This is a genomic window from Pseudomonas sp. H3_A02 (assembly GCF_054671965.1).
Genome location: NZ_CP162807.1, coordinates 4041426 through 4057761 on the forward strand (window position 1 = coordinate 4041426; position 16336 = coordinate 4057761).

Sequence of the window (16336 nt, forward strand, 5' to 3'; positions counted from 1 at the left end):
TCGCGGAGCGGTGTAGTGGGCATAAAAAACGCCGCTTGGCCTTTCCAGGGCAAGCGGCGTTTTTGCTGCAACGTGAAGATTACTCTTCGATGTTGCCCATGGCGGTGGTGTTGAAGCCGCCGTCCACGTACATGATTTCACCGCTGATACCCGACGCCAGGTCCGAGCACAGGAAGGCACCGGCGTTGCCGACTTCTTCGATGGTGACGTTGCGACGCAGTGGGGTTTGCGCCTCGTTGGCGGCCAGCATCTTGCGGAAGTTCTTGATGCCGGAAGCGGCGAGGGTGCGGATCGGGCCTGCCGATACGCAGTTGACGCGGGTGCCGTCCGGGCCCAGGGAACCGGCCAGGTAACGTACGCCGGCTTCCAGGGACGCCTTGGCCATGCCCATGACGTTGTAGTTCGGCATGGTGCGCTCGGCGCCCAGGTACGACAGGGTCAGCAGGCTGCCGTTGCGGCCTTTCATCATTTCGCGACCGGCCTTGGCCAGGGCCACGAAGCTGTAGGCGCTGATGTCGTGGGCAATGCGGAAACCTTCGCGGGTGGTGGCTTCGGTGAAGTCGCCGTCCAGTTGGTCGCCCGGGGCGAAGCCCACGGAGTGCACGATGCAGTCCAGGCCGTCCCACTTCTTGCTCAGCTCTTCGAAGACCTTGGCGATTTCTTCATCGCTGGCCACGTCGCATGGGAAGCACAGCTCAGGGCTCGAGCCCCAGCCTTGTGCGAACTCTTCGACACGACCCTTGAGTTTGTCGTTCTGATAAGTGAAGGCAAGCTCAGCGCCCTCGCGATGCATGGCGGCGGCGATGCCGGATGCGATGGACAGCTTGCTGGCGACACCGACGATCAGTACGCGCTTACCGGCGAGAAAACCCATGTGTTGCTCCTCTTTTCAGGTTATTCGGCAGTTGTTGGGGCCAGGAAGGCGGCCTCCAGCAACTGCTGTGTATAGGGGTGCTGCGGCGCGGCGAATATGCTGCGGGCATCACCTTGTTCGACCACTTGGCCATGCTTGACCACCATCAGTTGGTGGCTCAGCGCTTTGACGACAGCCAGGTCATGGCTGATGAACAGGTACGTCAGGTTGTACTTGGTTTGCAACGACCGCAACAGCTCCACCACTTGGCGTTGCACGGTACGGTCCAGGGCCGACGTTGGTTCATCCAGCAGAATCAACGCCGGCTTGAGCACCAGGGCCCGGGCAATGGCGATACGCTGCCGCTGCCCACCGGAAAATTCATGGGGGTAGCGGTTCCGGGTCTCCGGGTCCAGGCCTACCTCCTTCAATGCCGCGATTATCGCTTGTTCCTGCTCGGCCGCGGTGCCGATCTTGTGAATCCGCAGGCCTTCGCCAACGATCTGGCTCACACACATCCGTGGGCTCAGGCTGCCGAACGGGTCCTGAAACACCACTTGCATCTCCCGGCGCAGCGGTCGGACCTGTTGCTGCGTCAGGCTGTCCAGCTGTTTGCCTTCGAAGCGGATCCCGCCCTGACTGCCGATCAACCGCAGGATTGCCAGCCCCAGGGTGGATTTGCCGGAACCGCTTTCGCCGACGATGCCCAGGGTCTGGCCCTGGGGCAGGCTGAAGCGGATGCCGTCCACGGCCTTGATGTAGTCTACCGTGCGTTTGAACAGGCCTTTCTTGATCGGGAACCAGACTTTCAGGTCCTCGACCTGCAACAGCGGCGGGCCGACGACGTTGGTCGCCGGGGTGCCGCTGGGTTCGGCGCCCAGCAGTTCCCGAGTGTACGGATGCTGCGGCGCGCGGAACAACTCTTCGCACGATGCCTGTTCGACGATGCAACCGCGCTGCATGACACATACGCGATGCGCAATTCTTCGCACCAGGTTCAAATCGTGGCTGATCAGCAACAGCGACATGCCCAGTCGCGCCTGCAATTCCTTGAGCAATTGAAGGATTTTCAGCTGGACGGTGACGTCCAGGGCGGTGGTCGGCTCATCGGCGATCAGCAGTTCCGGCTCGTTGGCCAGGGCCATGGCGATCATCACCCGCTGGCGCTGGCCGCCGGACAGCTCGTGGGGCAGGGCCTTGAGACGCTTGTGGGGCTCGGGGATGCCGACCAGCTCCAGCAACTCAAGCGTCCGACGGGTCGCGACCTTGCCACTCAAACCCTTATGGATGCCGAGCACCTCATTGATCTGTTTTTCAATGCAGTGCAGCGGGTTGAGGGAGGTCATCGGCTCCTGGAAGATCATCGCGATCCGGTTGCCGCGGATATGACGGATGGTTTTTTCCTTCAATCCCAGCAAATCCTGGCCGGCGTATTGGATGGTCCCGGTGGGGTGATGGGCCAGTGGGTAGGGCAGCAGGCGCAGGATCGAGTGGGCGGTGACCGATTTGCCCGAGCCGCTTTCACCCACCAGGGCCAGGGTTTCGCCGCGCTTGATGTCGAAGCTGACGCCCTCGACCACGCGCTGGCGGCGTTCGCCGACAACGAATTCCACCGCCAAGTCGCGCACTTCGATCAGATTGTCCTGGTTCATATCACTTCCTCGGATCGAAGGCATCGCGAGCGGACTCGCCGATGAACACCAGCAGGCTCAGCATCAGGGCCAGCACGGCGAACGCGCTGATGCCCAGCCACGGCGCCTGGAGGTTGGATTTGCCTTGGGCCACCAGCTCGCCCAGGGACGGGGCGCCCGGCGGCAGGCCAAAGCCGAGGAAATCCAGGGCGGTGAGGGTGCCGATGGCGCCGGTGAGGATGAACGGCATGAACGTCATGGTCGAGACCATGGCGTTGGGCAGGATGTGGCGGAACATGATCGCGCCGTTCTGCATGCCCAGCGCCCGCGCGGCGCGCACGTATTCCAGGTTGCGCCCACGCAGGAACTCGGCGCGGACCACGTCCACCAGGCTCATCCAGGAAAACAGCAGCATGATGCCCAGCAGCCACCAGAAGTTGGGCTGCACGAAGCTGGCCAGGATGATCAGCAGGTACAGCACCGGCAGCCCCGACCAGATCTCCAGGAAGCGTTGGCCGGCCAGGTCCACCCAGCCGCCATAGAAACCCTGCAGCGCACCGGCGATCACGCCGATGATCGAGCTGAGCAGCGTCAGCGTCAGGGCGAACAGTACCGAGATGCGAAAGCCGTAGATGACCCGGGCCAGGACATCGCGGCCCTGGTCGTCGGTGCCCAGCCAATTGATGGAAGAAGGCGGTGCCGGTGCCGGGACCTTCAGGTCGTAGTTGATGCTCTGGTAGCTGAACGGAATCGGTGCCCACAGCACCCAGGCGTCCTTGGCCGCCAGCAGTTCACGGATGTACGGGCTCTTGTAGTTGGCTTCCAGGGGGAATTCGCCGCCGAACGTGGTTTCCGGGTAGCGCTTGAGGGCCGGGAAGTACCAGCCGTCGTCGTAATGCACCACCAGCGGCTTGTCGTTGGCGATCAACTCGGCGCCCAGGCTCAGCCCGAACAGAATCAGGAACAGCCACAGCGACCACCAGCCACGCTTGTTGGCCTTGAACAGTTCGAAGCGACGACGATTGAGAGGGGACAGGTTCATCTCAATGCTCCCGGCTTTCGAAGTCGATGCGCGGATCGACAAAGGTGTAGGTCAAATCGCCGATCAGTTTCACCACCAGCCCCAGCAAGGTGAAGATGAACAGGGTGCCAAACACCACTGGGTAATCGCGGTTGATGGCCGCTTCGAAACTCATCAGGCCCAGGCCGTCGAGGGAGAAGATCACTTCCACCAGCAGGGAGCCGGTGAAGAAGATCCCGATGAACGCCGACGGGAAACCGGCGATCACCAGCAGCATGGCGTTGCGGAAGACATGGCCGTAGAGCACCCGATGGCGAGTCAGGCCCTTGGCCTTGGCGGTGACCACGTATTGCTTGTTGATTTCGTCGAGGAAGCTGTTCTTGGTCAGCAGGGTCATGGTGGCGAAGTTACCGATCACCAGGGCGGTCACGGGCAAGGCCAGGTGCCAGAAGTAATCGAGGATCTTGCCGCCCATGCTCAATTCGTCGAAGTTGTTGGAGGTCAATCCGCGCAACGGGAACCAGTCGAAATAGCTGCCGCCGGCAAACACCACGATCAGCAGGATGGCAAACAGGAACGACGGGATCGCGTAGCCGACGATGATTGCCGAACTGGTCCACACATCGAAATGGCTGCCGTGGCGCGTGGCCTTGGCGATCCCCAGCGGGATCGACACCAGGTACATGATCAGGGTGCTCCACAGCCCGAGGGAGATGGACACCGGCATCTTTTCCTTGATCAGGTCGATGACCTTGGCATCGCGGAAGAAACTGTCGCCGAAGTCCAGGTGGGCGTAGTTCTTGATCATGATCCACAGGCGTTCGGGGGCTGACTTGTCGAAGCCGTACATGTGCTCGATTTCCTTGACCAGCGCCGGGTCCAGGCCCTGGGCCCCGCGGTAGGAGGAACCGGCCACCGACACTTCGGCGCCGCCGCCGGCAATACGGCTGGTGGCGCCCTCGAAGCCCTCGAGCTTGGCGATCATCTGTTCCACCGGCCCGCCGGGCGCGGCCTGGATGATAACGAAGTTGATCAACAGAATGCCGAACAGGGTCGGGATGATCAGCAGCAGTCGCCGAAAAATGTAAGCCAGCATTTCGTTACTCCACGCTCGCAGGGGCGGCGATTTGCTGCTCGATGACCTGCTTCTCTACTTCATCGGCCGGCTTGACCTCCGGCTTGACCCACCAGGTGGTGGTGCCGATGTCATAGGTGGGCGTGATTTTCGGATGGCCGATGTGGTTCCAGTAGGCCACGCGCCAGGTCTTGATGTGCCAGTTGGGAATCACGTAGTAGCCCCATTGCAGGACCCGATCCAATGCCCGGGCATGGGCCACCAGGCTCTTGCGCGAGTCGGCGTTGATCAGTTGCTCCACCAGTTGGTCCACGGCCGGGTCCTTCAGGCCCATGGTGTTGCGGCTGCCAGGCTTGTCGGCGGCGGCGGACATCCAGAATTCGCGCTGTTCGTTACCCGGCGAGCTGGATTGCGGGAAGCTGCCCACCACTAGGTCGAAGTCCCGGGAGCGTACGCGATTGATGTACTGGGACACGTCCACCCGGCGGATCACCAGGTCGATGCCCAGGTCGCTCAGGTTGCGTTTGAAGGGTAGCAATATCCGCTCGAACTCGGTCTGGGCCAGCAAAAACTCCAGCACCACCGGTTTACCTTGGGCGTCGACCATCTTGTCGTCGACGATGCGCCAGCCGGCTTCTTGCAGCAGTTGATAGGCCTTGCGCTGCTGGTCGCGAATCATGCCGCTGCCGTCGCACACCGAAGGTTGGAAGGCTTCGCTGAAGACCTGCTCGGGAATCTTGCCGCGCAAGGGCTCGAGAATCTTCAGTTCGTCTTCGCCGGGCAGGCCGGTGGCGGCCATTTCCGAATTCTCGAAATAGCTGCGGGTGCGGGCATAGGCACCGTTGAACAGTTGTTTGTTGGTCCACTCGAAATCCAGCAGCAGGCTCAAGGCCTTGCGCACCCGAACATCCTGGAAGACCGGCCGGCGCAGGTTGTAGACAAAGCCCTGCATGCCGGTGGGGTTGCCGTTGGGGATCTGCTCCTTGATCAGCCGGCCTTCGGTCACGGCCGGGATGTTGTAGGCGTTGGCCCAGTTCTTGGCGGTCATTTCCAGCCAGTAATCGAACTGCCCGGCTTTCAATGCCTCGACCGCGACGGTGTTGTCGCGGTAGTAGTCGGTGACCAGCACGTCGAAGTTGTAGAAACCGCGATTGACCGGCAAATCCTTGCCCCAGTAGTCCTTCACCCGCTCATAGCGGATCGAGCGACCGGCCTTCACTTCGGCGACTTTGTAGGGGCCGCTGCCCAGGGGGATCTCCAAGTTACCCTTGTTGAAGTCGCGCTCGGCCCACCAGTGCTTTGGCAAGACCGGCAATTGGCCGAGGATCAACGGCAGTTCGCGGTTATTGGTGTGCTTGAACTTGAACAGCACCTTGAGCGGGTCTTCGGCGATGACGTCGGCAACGTCGTTGTAATAGCCGCGGAACATCGGTGCGCCGTCCTTGGTCAGGGTCTGGAAGCTGAAGACCACGTCTTCGGCGCGTACCGGATGGCCGTCGTTGAAACGGGCTTCGGGGCGCAGGTAGAAACGCACCCAGCCATTGTCCGGAGCTTTCTCGATTTTTTCGGCGATCAGGCCATATTCGGTGAAGGGTTCGTCCAGGCCCTGCTTGGCCAGGGTGTCGTAGATCAGGCCGATGTCATCGGCCGGCACACCTTTGCTGATGAACGGGTTGAGGCTGTCGAACCCCCCAAAGCCGCCCTGGCGGAAGATACCGCCCTTGGGCGCGTCCGGGTTGACATAGTCGAAATGCTTGAAGTTGGCCGGGTATTTCGGCGGCTCGTTGTACAAGGTCACGGCATGTTGCGGCGCGGCGCAGGCCAGTCCGGCGAATAGCAGGCAGCTGGCCTGCAGGAGCAGGGCGCGTAGAGGCTTCATTGATCTTTCTCCGAAGATTTCAGCCACCAGGCGCTCAGACCCAGGGTGTAGGGCGGCGTGGTGACGAAGGCGAACCGGTTGCGGTACGCCAGGCGATGATAATTGAGATACCAGTTGGGAATGCAGTAATGCTGCCACAGTAGTACGCGATCCAGGGCCTTGCCGGCGGCGACCTGTTCGTCGCGGGTCTGGGCGGCGAGCAGTTTTTCCAGCAAATGGTCGACCACCGGATTGGCGATCCCGGCGTAGTTCTTGCTGCCCTTGATCCCAACTTGGCTGGAGTGGAAGTACTGCCATTGCTCGAGGCCCGGGCTGAGGGTCTGGCCCAGGGTCAGCAGGATCATGTCGAAGTCGAACTGGTCCAGGCGCTGCTTGTATTGGGCGCGGTCCACCGTGCGCAGCCGGGCTTGGACGCCGATGCTGGCGAGGTTTTCGACGTAGGGTTGCAGGATACGCTCCAGGTTCGGGTTCACCAGCAGGATTTCGAAGCTCAGGGGCTGGTGCTCGGCATTTAGCAGGCGTTGGCCGTTGAGGTTCCAGCCGGCTTCCTTCAAGAGCCCCAATGCCTTGCGCAGGGTTTCCCGGGGAATGCCGCGCCCGTCGGTCTTGGGCAAGCTGAAGGGTTCGGTGAGCAGTTTGGGCGGCAATTGATCCCGGTACGGCTTGAGCAGCAGCCATTCATGGCCCACCGGCAGGCCGGTGGCGGAGAATTCGCTGTTGGGGTAATAGCTGAGGGTGCGCTTGTAGGCGCCGCTGAACAGGGTGCGGTTGGTCCACTCGAAATCGAACATCAGCCCCAGGGCTTCGCGCACCTTGACCTCGGCGAACGTGGCGCGCCGGGTGTTCATGAACAGGCCTTGGGTCTGGGTCGGAATCTGGTGGGGTATCTGCGCCTTGATCACATCGCCCCGGTTGACCGCCGGGAATTGATAGCCGTTGGCCCAGTTCTTGGCCTGGTGTTCGATGTAGATGTCGAACTCGCCGGCCTTGAAGGCTTCGAAGGCGACTTCGCTGTCACGGTAGAATTCCACGTCCATGCGGTCGTAGTTGTACTTGCCGCGATTGACCGGCAGGTCCTTGCCCCAGTAGTCCTTGACCCGTTCGAACACCAGTTGGCGGCCTGGCTGCACTTTGGTGATGCGATATGGCCCGCTGCCCAGGGGCGGTTCGAAGGTCGTTGCCTTGAAGTCGCGGCCTTTCCAGTAATGCTGGGGCAACACCGGCAGCTCACCCAGGCGCAGGATCAGCAAGGGATTGCCCGCGCGCTTGAAGACAAAGCGGATTTTCAGCGGGTTGAGGATGTCGACTCGCAACACTTCCTGCAGGTTGGTGCGGTATTGCGGGTGGCCGTCCTTGAGCAGCGTCCGGTAGGAGAACGCCACGTCATAGGCAGTGATGGGCACGCCATCGTGGAACCGCGCCTCGGGGCGCAGGTTGAACACCACCCAGCTGCGGTCTTCGCTGTATTCCACTGATTGGGCGATCAGGCCATAGCTCGACGTCGGTTCATCACCGGACGGTGCGTACTGGCCAGTGCCGACCATCAGCGGTTCGTTCAGCTCATTGATGCCGTACTGAAGGAAGTTCGGCGTGGAAACCGGGCTGCTGCCCTTGAAAGTGTAGGGATTGAGCGTATCGAAGGTGCCGAATGCCATGACCCGCAAGACTCCGCCCTTGGGCGCTTGCGGGTTGACCCAATCGAAGTGGGTGAACCTGGCCGGATACTTGAGCGTGCCGAACTGCGCATAGCCATGGCTTTCGCTGATGGTTGCGCTGGCGGGAGCGCTCAAGGCCAGGCTGATCAGGAGCAGGAGGAGGGGACGTATCAAGTCTGAGATTCGATCCAGGCGGCTTGGGCTTTTATGGCCTGTACAGTAACAGCTTGTATCGGCAGGAAAAAGGCGGGGTTTAGAGGGGGACAGTCGGCTAAGTGGATACCGGCCGAGCGCAGAACCTTTGGTGAGGGGATTTATCCTCTTTGTGGGAGCTTGACCTGTGGGAGCAAGGCTTGCCCGCGATGAACGATATCGCGGTTCAACTGTTAAGCCGCAGTGTGGCCATCGCGGGCAAGCCTTGCTCCCACAGATGAACCCCTCACCACACAAAGCTCCCCGGTCACCTTAGTGCGGGGAGTAGACCGTCAGCATCTGCCCAGGCTTGAGTGCCTTGCCCATCCGCGGGTTCCAGCGCTTGAGGTGCTGCATTTCCACGTTGAAGCGCTTGGCGACGACATACAACGAATCGCCCTGTTTGACCTTGTACTGGGTCTGCTTCTTCTGGTTCTTGCTGTTGGCGGCCACCACGGTGCTGATGCGCTTGCCGGTGCTCTTTGTGGGCTTGGTGTCCTGCATCACCAGGGTCTGGCCGACCTTGAGCTTGTGGCCGCTGAGTTTGTTCCAGCGCTGCAGGTCCTTGGTCTGGACCTTGTTGGCCTTGGCGATCTGGGCCAGGTTGTCGCCGCGCTTGACGCGGTAGGTGCGCCTGGCACCTTCCACTTCGCTGTCGTCGACGTTTTCAAAGACCGGTTTGAGCGCGCGCTGGCTGATCAGCTCTTCCGGGCGCATGGTCGACAGGCTGGCGGTCAGCAACTGAGCCTTGGACGTCGGCACCAGCAGGTGCTGGGGGCCGTCGATAGTGGTGCGCTGCTTGAAAGCCGGGTTGAGCTGGAACAGCTCGTCTTCGTCGATGTTGGCCACCGCCGCGACCTTGGACAGGTCCATGCGCTGGTTGATCTCGACGACCTGGAAGTAGGGTTCGTTGGCGATCGGGTTGAGGTTCACCCCATAGGCGTCGGGCGCGAGCACCACTTGGGACAGCGCCAGCAGCTTCGGCACATAGGCCTGGGTCTCGCTGGGCAGCGGCAGGTTCCAGTAGTCGGTGGGCAGGCCCAGCTTCTCGTTGCGCTCGATGGCGCGGCTAACCGTGCCTTCACCGGCGTTGTAGGCCGCCAGTGCCAGCAACCAGTCGCCGTTGAACATGTCATGCAGGCGCGTCAGGTAGTCCATGGCGGCCGTGGTGGAGGCGGTGATATCGCGTCGCCCGTCATAGAAGCGGGTCTGGCGCAGATTGAAGTAACGCCCCGTGGACGGGATGAATTGCCACAGCCCCACCGCGTTGGCCCGGGAATAGGCCATGGGGTTGTAGGCACTCTCGATCACCGGCAGCAGCGCCAGTTCCAGCGGCATGTTGCGTTCTTCAAGACGTTCGACGATGTAATGGATGTACAGGCTGCCGCGCTCACCGGCGTTTTCCAGAAAGGACGGGTTGCTGGCGAACCACAGGCGCTGTTGTTCGATACGCGGGTTGACGCCGGCCGTTTCCTGAAGCTGGAAGCCCTGTCGCATGCGTTCCCAGACGTCCTGGGGCACTTGGGGGCTGGGTTTCTCGGTGAGCCATACCGGCTTCTGTTTGGCGCGAGCGGCGATATTCGGGGTGTGCACCGCGTCGGTCTGCGGCAGCTGGCTCGTGCTCTGGCAGCCCGCCAAGGTGGCGGACACAGCCACCGCGATGGCTTGAGCCAAGCGGGTCAATGTGTCTGACTGGACGGACCTGCATATAGATGACGACATTGGCTGGAAGTAAGTTCCGGGCAAAAATGTCGGCCGATTCTAGGAAGCGCACCCCAACAGGTCAACCTTTCAGAATTTTTGTATCAATCGATAGCTGCCTTAGAACGTATCTTTCCAAGCCCTCAAGGCCGCAAAAACCTCACTCGGCGTCTGGTTTCGCTGGCCGTTCCGTTCGTCTGCTTTTTGTTTAACGGATGTTTCAGCGGTGCGCAGGAACGGATTGGTGAGTTTTTCCAGGGCCAGGGTCGAGGGCAGTGTCATGATGCCTTCGCTGCGTTGGCGGCTGACTTTTTCCAGGCGGGCGGCAATGTCCGGATTGCCTGGCTCCACGGCGACCGCGAACTTCAGGTTGCTGAGGGTATATTCATGGGTGCAGTAGACCAGCGTATCTTCAGGCAACGCGGCGAGGCGACCCAGGGAATGGTGCATCTGCGCAGGCGTGCCTTCGAAGAGCCGGCCGCAACCGGCGGCGAACAGGGTGTCGCCGCAGAAGAGCAAGCCATGGTGGTAGTAGGCAATGTGCCCCAGCGTATGGCCCGGAACCGCGTAGACATCGAAGTCCCAGCCGAGCACGCTGATTTGGTCGTTGTCATTCAGGGCCTGGTCCCGCGCCGGGATGTTTTCGCTGGCGGGGCCGTAAACGGTGGCGTTCGTCGCATTCTTCAGCGCCTGGACGCCGCCGACATGATCATGGTGATGGTGGGTGATCAGGATGTCGCTCAGGACCCAGTCCGGATGGGCGTCGAGCCAGGCCTGCACGGGGGCGGCATCACCCGGGTCGACCACGGCGCAGCGCTGGGTGGAGTGATCCTGTAACAACCAGATGTAGTTATCGGTGAACGCGGGCAGGGCACTGATCTGTATCATCGCGGAATTCGCCAAGCGGAAAACAAAGGCGCATCTTAGAACTTCCTGACGCGTTGGAGAATGCAATGACCGATGAAGCGTTCGCTCAGGCTGATCCTGACTGGCTGGCGTTGATCAGCGCCGCCCGTGAATGGCTGTCCGGCCCTGTCGGGCAATTTTTGCTGGAAGAAGAACGGCGCATGCTCGAAGACGAGTTGGGCCGGTTCTTTGGCGGTTACCTGGTGCACTACGGGCCTTCGGCGCAAACGCCGCCGTCGGCGCCGCAGGTCCAGCGCAACGTACGCCTGGGCGCGCCGTTGCCTGGGGTGGAAATCGTCTGCGAGGAGCAGGCCTGGCCGCTGAGCGAGCATGCCGCCGACGTGGTGGTCATGCAGCACGGCCTGGATTTCTGCCTGTCGCCCCACGGTTTGTTGCGCGAAGCCGCCAGCAGCGTGCGCCCCGGCGGGCATCTGTTGATCATCGGGATCAACCCCTGGAGCACCTGGGGATTACGGCATGTGTTTGCCCACGACGCCCTGCGACAGGCCCGCTGCATCTCGGCATCGAGGGTTGGCGACTGGCTCAACCTGCTGGGCTTCGCGCTGGAGAAACGCCGCTTCGGGTGCTATCGTCCGCCGCTTGCGTCACCCAAGTGGCAGGCTCGCCTGGCCGGCTGGGAGCGCAAGGCCGGCGACTGGCAGCTGTCCGGCGGTGGTTTCTACCTGCTGGTGGCGCGCAAGATCGCGGTCGGGCTGCGCCCGGTGCGACAGGCGCGACGCGAGCCGATGGGCAAGCTGATTCCCTTGCCGATGGCCAAGGTCAATCGCCGTCACATCGAGCCGTAACCTTTTTCTGAGGGTTCTTGTCGGCATTGGGCTGTGGATGTGTCGGGCCCGATGGGCGGGCCTTTGCATTTTTTCTGGATAGATTGGCATGAGCGATAGCGTAGAACTCTTCACTGATGGCGCCTGCAAGGGCAACCCCGGCCCGGGTGGCTGGGGCGCGTTGCTGGTGTGCAAGGGCGTGGAGAAGGAACTCTGGGGCGGCGAAGCCAATACCACCAACAATCGCATGGAGCTGATGGGGGCCATCCGTGGCCTGGAAGAGCTCAAGCGGTCTTGCGATGTGCTGCTGGTGACCGACTCGCAGTACGTGATGAAAGGCATCAACGAGTGGATGGCCAACTGGAAGAAGCGCGGCTGGAAGACGGCGGCGAAGGAACCGGTGAAAAACGCCGACCTGTGGATGCTGCTGGATGAGCAGGTCAATCGCCACAACGTCACCTGGAAATGGGTGCGCGGCCACATCGGCCACCATGGCAACGAACGGGCCGACCAGTTGGCCAATCGTGGGGTGGATGAGGTGCGGGGCTACAAGCAGGCTTGATTCAGCCGGATGTACCTCCTGTGGCGAGGCGCTTATGTGGGAGCAAAGCTTGCTCGCGACACAGGCGCCCCGGTTTTCCTGAAAGACCGCATGATCTTCATCGCGAGCAAGCTTTGCTCCCACAGTGTTTGCTCTCGCTCATCACTTGCTTCCACGCGCCTGGCTCCCAGGTAAATCCCCTTGCCACAAGAGCGTGTTAAGATCCGCGCTTTTGCAAGACTGCCCGTTGAGAGCTGAACACTGATGGCCAACAGATCTGTAGTACTGGATACCGAAACCACCGGCATGCCGGTGACCGATGGTCACCGGATTATTGAAATCGGTTGTGTCGAGCTGATCGGCCGGCGCCTGACCGGTCGCCATTTCCACGTTTACCTGCAACCGGACCGCGAAAGTGACGAGGGCGCTATCGGCGTCCACGGCATTACCAACGAATTCCTGGTAGGCAAGCCGCGTTTTGCCGAAGTGGCCGATGAGTTCTTCGAATTCATCCAGGGCGCGCAGTTGATCATCCACAACGCGGCGTTCGACGTGGGGTTCATCAACAACGAATTCGCGTTGATGGGGCAACACGACCGGGCCGACATCACCCAGCATTGCACCATCCTCGATACCCTGATGATGGCCCGGGAAAGACATCCGGGGCAGCGCAACAGCCTCGACGCCTTGTGCAAGCGCTACGGCGTCGACAACTCCGGCCGTGAACTGCACGGCGCCTTGCTCGACTCCGAGATCCTGGCCGACGTCTACCTGACCATGACCGGCGGCCAGACCAGCCTGTCCCTGGCCGGCAACGCCTCGGACGGCAACGGTACCGGCGAAGGCTCCGGCAACCAGGCCACGGAAATCCGCCGTTTGCCCGTCGACCGCCAGCCCTCGCGGATCATCCGCGCCAGCGAAAGCGACCTGGCCGAACATGCCGCGCGTCTGGAAGCCATCGCCAAGTCCGCGGGTGCTCCGGCATTGTGGACACAACTGGCCGAGTCGCAGGCCGCTTCGCACGGATGAACCCTTCCTTGTGGGAGCGAGCTTGCTCGCGATAGCGGTGGTTCAGCTTGCATCATGATCAAATGTGCCGCCGCCATCGCGAGCAAGCTCGCTCCCACAGAGTTATCCATCGTTCATTTCTCGCCACAATCGCCACGACCTTCTAACCTGAGGTAACGGGCAGGCTACGGATCCCGCTTGATGTGTGAAGATTTGAAAGACAAGGGCAATGGATGGCACCACGCCGTTGGTTGCTTCAAGGAATGAGGACCTTCCCCAGTATGCAACCGGTCATGAATCCCAAGTACCCCGGACTGTCGGTGCGCATCGTCGATGATGGCTTTGCCGCCTATATCTGGGGCAGTGATTTCAGTTTTGAAGTCAGCGACTACGCGACGGCGCAGATCGGCCGTCCCGTCAGCCAGTGGCCGGTGACGCCCATTGTTCCCTATCGCAAGTGCTATGGCATCGACCCCGAGGAGTTCAGCAGCTTTCGCGATGCTCCAGACAGCGAGATCTTCATGGCCTATCTTGATGACCAGCCCGTAGGGCATCTGGTGGTCAGTACCAACTGGAACGGCTATGCCCACATCGACGAGTTGGCGGTGCACGCCCCGGCCCGTCGCCACGGGGTGGCCAAGGCGTTGCTCGATGTCGCCCAGTTCTGGAGCCGCAAGAAAAAGCTGCCGGGCATCATGCTTGAGACCCAGAACAACAATCTGGGCGCCTGCCGGCTCTACGAGCGTTGTGGTTACGTGCTCGGCGGTATCGATCACCTGCGCTATCGCGGCATTGACCGGCATACCGCCGAAGTCGCGCTGTTCTGGTACCGGCTATTCGACGACCCGCTCGGTATGTCGATCAGTGGCTCAGCAACGCCTCGGCTTGTTCCGTGACCCGTTCCAGCAGCGATTGAAGGGCGGGCGAGGAAGGCGCGCCGTTGAGGCTCAAGGCATAGAGGCCAATCGCGATGGCGGGCGATACCGGGCAGACGTCCAGGCCCCCGCCCTTGGCGCCCGAGGCGGTGAAAGGGTCGACAATGGCAAGGCCTTCGCCGGCCTCGACCATGGCGCGCATCATCTGGTGGGTCTGAACGCGGATCTGGATCATGGGCGCGGGACGCAGCGCCGCCAGTTTATGCTCGAACGCAGGGCTTAGCGGGTCATGGCCATCCAGACCCACCAACGGCTGGCCCGCCAGGTCCTGAAGCGAAATGTATTTTTGCCGGGGTTGCAGCCAGCCGTGGGGCGCGAGCAATTGCAGTTTGCCTTGGGCGATCATCTGGCAATGGATGTCGGGGTGTTCGGGGTCGTGCAGGCTCAGGCCCAGGTCGCTTTCGCGCAACAGTAGGCTGTGGACGATGTCCCGGGTCGGTCGACTGAGCAGGGTGCACGGTACATCCGGATGGCGCCGACGCAAGGCGGCGATGCTCTGGGGTAGCAACTGCTGGGCCAGCGGTGGGGTGCAGATAATGCGCAAGGGCGTTGCCTGATGATGTTTCAGGCTGCTGGCCAGGCGCTGTACCGGTTCAAGGGTGTCGTACACCCGCGTGATGCCGTCGCGCAATTCAAGGGTTTCCCGGGTGGCCTGCAAGCGCCCGCGCACGCTGGCAAACAGCATGAAGCCCAACTGGGCCTCGGCATCGCGCAGGATCGCCTCGACCTCCGCCACCGGCAGTTGCAGCCATTCGGCCGCCGTGCCGAGGTGGCCGGTCTGCAGCAGCGCCTGAATCACTTCGATGTGGCGTAAACGCATGCAAGAAGTCCATGTTCGGCGGGTGAGCCATTGAGTGGCTGAATCCTAACCCAAGTCCGGGCATGACTTCTGCTCATAACCAACGGTTATGAAGCTATTTGCGTTTCAGTGGGCGTCTGAGTTGGCAGTGGCGTTTCCGGTTCGCGCGTCAATTCGATTTGAGATTGCACCAGAATAAATTTGTCGTCGTCGAGTTTGCTGACTCGATCACCGATAGCCAATTTATAGGTAGTGACAGGCTCCTTGCCGTTTCCGTCGGGCGACGGGGTCGATTCCTGGAACTCATGCACCGAATAGACGCGACCTTCGGCGTCCCGCGCATGAAATTGTCCGACAAGTACTGCTGCCATTGCTTAGAACCTCTGGAAATAAATCACTCGATTTGCGGTTCTGTAGACCTTGGTCAAGCGCGGTAAGTTTTCCTACATGAAAAAAATAGTCCAGCCGGCCGATTTTTGTCGCTCCGCTGGTCCAATTGTCACCCCGATCATCTATAACTACAGGCTCCTTTGAGCCGACAGTCGAGAAGCCTCTCATGAGTAATGTCTACACAGTGGCCGTTTTGGTGGGCAGCCTGCGCAAGGCATCGATCAACCGCAAGGTCGCGCTGGCACTGGCTGACCTGGCGCCAGCCAACCTCAAGCTGAATATCATCGAGATCGGCGAGTTGCCGCTCTACAACGAAGACATCGATGTTTCCCCTCCGGCAGCCTACAGCACTTTCCGTCAGCAGGTGGGCGCGGCCGACGCCTTGTTGTTCGTCACGCCGGAGTACAACCGTTCGGTGCCGGCACCGTTGAAAAATGCCATTGATGTGGGCTCGCGTCCCTACGGCCAGAGTTGCCTGAGCGGCAAACCGGGTGCGGTGATCAGTGCTTCGCCGGGCGCCATTGGTGGGTTCGGTGCCAATCATCATCTGCGCCAATCGCTAGTGTTCCTTGACGTTCCCTGCATGCAGCAGCCAGAAGCCTACCTGAGCGGCGCCGGGACGGCGTTTGACGAGGCGGGCAACCTGTCGGAGTCGGTACGGCCGTTCCTGCAGAAATTCATCGACGCTTATGGCAAGTGGGTTGAGCAGCACAAGAAGGTTTGATACCCGAGATTCCAGGTAAACCCTGTGGCGAGGGAGCTTGCTCCCGCTGGGCTGCGAAGCAGGCCCCTTTTGGCGGTCGCTGTGCAACCGGGCGGGAGCAAGCTCCCTCGCCACAAATGCACCTGCATCGGCCATTCAATCCGCGCTTTACTGGATATTCGAAACTTCCCTATATTCGCCCCTTCGCTCCACCAGCCGTCCTTCGTCATGTGCGAATCCGCAATCGCGTCGATGCCTTCAG

General features: G+C 61.2%; 15 protein-coding genes. 5 read left to right on the top strand and 10 right to left on the bottom strand.

All coding sequences use genetic code 11. The features are described 5' to 3' along the window. Window positions 1-79: 79 nt before the first annotated feature. The 8 genes from fabI to gloB form a co-directional block, all read right to left on the bottom strand. Window positions 80-874, bottom strand: coding sequence for an enoyl-ACP reductase FabI (gene fabI / locus AB4N80_RS17950; protein WP_003202751.1), 795 nt, complete (start codon window positions 872-874; stop codon window positions 80-82). A gap of 20 nt (window positions 875-894) precedes the next feature. Beyond that, window positions 895-2505, bottom strand: a complete 1611-nt coding sequence (locus AB4N80_RS17955) for an ABC transporter ATP-binding protein (protein WP_122565625.1) — start codon at window positions 2503-2505, stop codon at window positions 895-897. A gap of 1 nt (window position 2506) precedes the next feature. Next, window positions 2507-3526, bottom strand: a complete 1020-nt coding sequence (locus AB4N80_RS17960; RefSeq protein ID WP_122565624.1) for an ABC transporter permease — start codon at window positions 3524-3526, stop codon at window positions 2507-2509. A gap of 1 nt (window position 3527) precedes the next feature. Beyond that, entirely contained in the window at window positions 3528-4601 is a 1074-nt protein-coding gene (locus AB4N80_RS17965; protein ID WP_122565623.1) for a microcin C ABC transporter permease YejB, read from the bottom strand. Between the two features lie 4 nt (window positions 4602-4605). Beyond that, complete coding sequence (locus tag AB4N80_RS17970; protein ID WP_122565622.1) at window positions 4606-6459, bottom strand: extracellular solute-binding protein; 1854 nt, start codon at window positions 6457-6459, stop codon at window positions 4606-4608. Beyond that, complete coding sequence (locus tag AB4N80_RS17975; protein WP_122565621.1) at window positions 6456-8288, bottom strand: extracellular solute-binding protein; 1833 nt, start codon at window positions 8286-8288, stop codon at window positions 6456-6458. The genes AB4N80_RS17970 and AB4N80_RS17975 overlap by 4 nt, the downstream gene beginning before the upstream one ends. A 291-nt stretch (window positions 8289-8579) precedes the next feature. Next, on the bottom strand, window positions 8580-10028 hold the full coding sequence (locus AB4N80_RS17980) for a transglycosylase SLT domain-containing protein (protein ID WP_305467244.1): 1449 nt from the start codon (window positions 10026-10028) through the stop codon (window positions 8580-8582). A gap of 99 nt (window positions 10029-10127) precedes the next feature. Next, window positions 10128-10895, bottom strand: coding sequence for a hydroxyacylglutathione hydrolase (gene gloB / locus AB4N80_RS17985; RefSeq protein ID WP_305467243.1), 768 nt, complete (start codon window positions 10893-10895; stop codon window positions 10128-10130). Between the two features lie 65 nt (window positions 10896-10960). Between gloB and AB4N80_RS17990 the strand changes: the two genes are divergently transcribed. The 4 genes from AB4N80_RS17990 (at window position 10961) to AB4N80_RS18005 (ending at window position 14143) form a co-directional block, all read left to right on the top strand. Next, the gene (locus AB4N80_RS17990) at window positions 10961-11719 is read left to right on the top strand and encodes a class I SAM-dependent methyltransferase (protein WP_053119806.1); all 759 of its coding nucleotides are present in this window, start codon (window positions 10961-10963) and stop codon (window positions 11717-11719) included. Between the two features lie 88 nt (window positions 11720-11807). Beyond that, window positions 11808-12260: a ribonuclease HI gene (gene rnhA / locus AB4N80_RS17995; protein WP_122565618.1), complete on the top strand. Its 453-nt coding sequence runs from the start codon at window positions 11808-11810 to the stop codon at window positions 12258-12260. A 243-nt stretch (window positions 12261-12503) separates the two neighbouring features. Continuing rightward, entirely contained in the window at window positions 12504-13268 is a 765-nt protein-coding gene (gene dnaQ / locus AB4N80_RS18000) for a DNA polymerase III subunit epsilon (RefSeq protein ID WP_122565617.1), read from the top strand. Window positions 13269-13528: 260 nt separating this feature from the next. Next, on the top strand, window positions 13529-14143 hold the full coding sequence (locus tag AB4N80_RS18005; RefSeq protein WP_122565616.1) for a GNAT family N-acetyltransferase: 615 nt from the start codon (window positions 13529-13531) through the stop codon (window positions 14141-14143). Here AB4N80_RS18005 and AB4N80_RS18010 read toward each other — a convergent pair. Next, window positions 14109-15002, bottom strand: coding sequence for a LysR family transcriptional regulator (locus AB4N80_RS18010; protein ID WP_122565615.1), 894 nt, complete (start codon window positions 15000-15002; stop codon window positions 14109-14111). The two genes, AB4N80_RS18005 and AB4N80_RS18010, sit on opposite strands and share 35 nt — an antisense overlap. Before the next feature lie 86 nt (window positions 15003-15088). Continuing rightward, entirely contained in the window at window positions 15089-15352 is a 264-nt protein-coding gene (locus AB4N80_RS18015) for a hypothetical protein (RefSeq protein ID WP_122565614.1), read from the bottom strand. Between the two features lie 185 nt (window positions 15353-15537). Here AB4N80_RS18015 and AB4N80_RS18020 point away from each other — a divergent pair, with 185 nt between their 5' ends. Then, window positions 15538-16095: an NADPH-dependent FMN reductase gene (locus tag AB4N80_RS18020; protein WP_122565613.1), complete on the top strand. Its 558-nt coding sequence runs from the start codon at window positions 15538-15540 to the stop codon at window positions 16093-16095. The last annotated feature ends 241 nt before the right edge of the window (window positions 16096-16336 follow it).

What these genes read in the sequence shown, in the direction of transcription:
- fabI (WP_003202751.1), bottom strand. Translation starts at nt 874, where the DNA reads ATGGGTTTTCTCGCCGGTAAGCGCGTACTGATCGTCGGTGTCGCCAGC.
- AB4N80_RS17955 (WP_122565625.1), bottom strand. Translation starts at nt 2,505, where the DNA reads ATGAACCAGGACAATCTGATCGAAGTGCGCGACTTGGCGGTGGAATTC.
- AB4N80_RS17960 (WP_122565624.1), bottom strand. Translation starts at nt 3,526, where the DNA reads ATGAACCTGTCCCCTCTCAATCGTCGTCGCTTCGAACTGTTCAAGGCC.
- AB4N80_RS17965 (WP_122565623.1), bottom strand. Translation starts at nt 4,601, where the DNA reads ATGCTGGCTTACATTTTTCGGCGACTGCTGCTGATCATCCCGACCCTG.
- AB4N80_RS17970 (WP_122565622.1), bottom strand. Translation starts at nt 6,459, where the DNA reads ATGAAGCCTCTACGCGCCCTGCTCCTGCAGGCCAGCTGCCTGCTATTC.
- AB4N80_RS17980 (WP_305467244.1), bottom strand. Translation starts at nt 10,028, where the DNA reads ATGTCGTCATCTATATGCAGGTCCGTCCAGTCAGACACATTGACCCGC.
- gloB (WP_305467243.1), bottom strand. Translation starts at nt 10,895, where the DNA reads ATGATACAGATCAGTGCCCTGCCCGCGTTCACCGATAACTACATCTGG.
- AB4N80_RS17990 (WP_053119806.1), top strand. Translation starts at nt 10,961, where the DNA reads ATGACCGATGAAGCGTTCGCTCAGGCTGATCCTGACTGGCTGGCGTTG.
- rnhA (WP_122565618.1), top strand. Translation starts at nt 11,808, where the DNA reads ATGAGCGATAGCGTAGAACTCTTCACTGATGGCGCCTGCAAGGGCAAC.
- dnaQ (WP_122565617.1), top strand. Translation starts at nt 12,504, where the DNA reads ATGGCCAACAGATCTGTAGTACTGGATACCGAAACCACCGGCATGCCG.
- AB4N80_RS18005 (WP_122565616.1), top strand. Translation starts at nt 13,529, where the DNA reads ATGCAACCGGTCATGAATCCCAAGTACCCCGGACTGTCGGTGCGCATC.
- AB4N80_RS18010 (WP_122565615.1), bottom strand. Translation starts at nt 15,002, where the DNA reads ATGCGTTTACGCCACATCGAAGTGATTCAGGCGCTGCTGCAGACCGGC.
- AB4N80_RS18015 (WP_122565614.1), bottom strand. Translation starts at nt 15,352, where the DNA reads ATGGCAGCAGTACTTGTCGGACAATTTCATGCGCGGGACGCCGAAGGT.
- AB4N80_RS18020 (WP_122565613.1), top strand. Translation starts at nt 15,538, where the DNA reads ATGAGTAATGTCTACACAGTGGCCGTTTTGGTGGGCAGCCTGCGCAAG.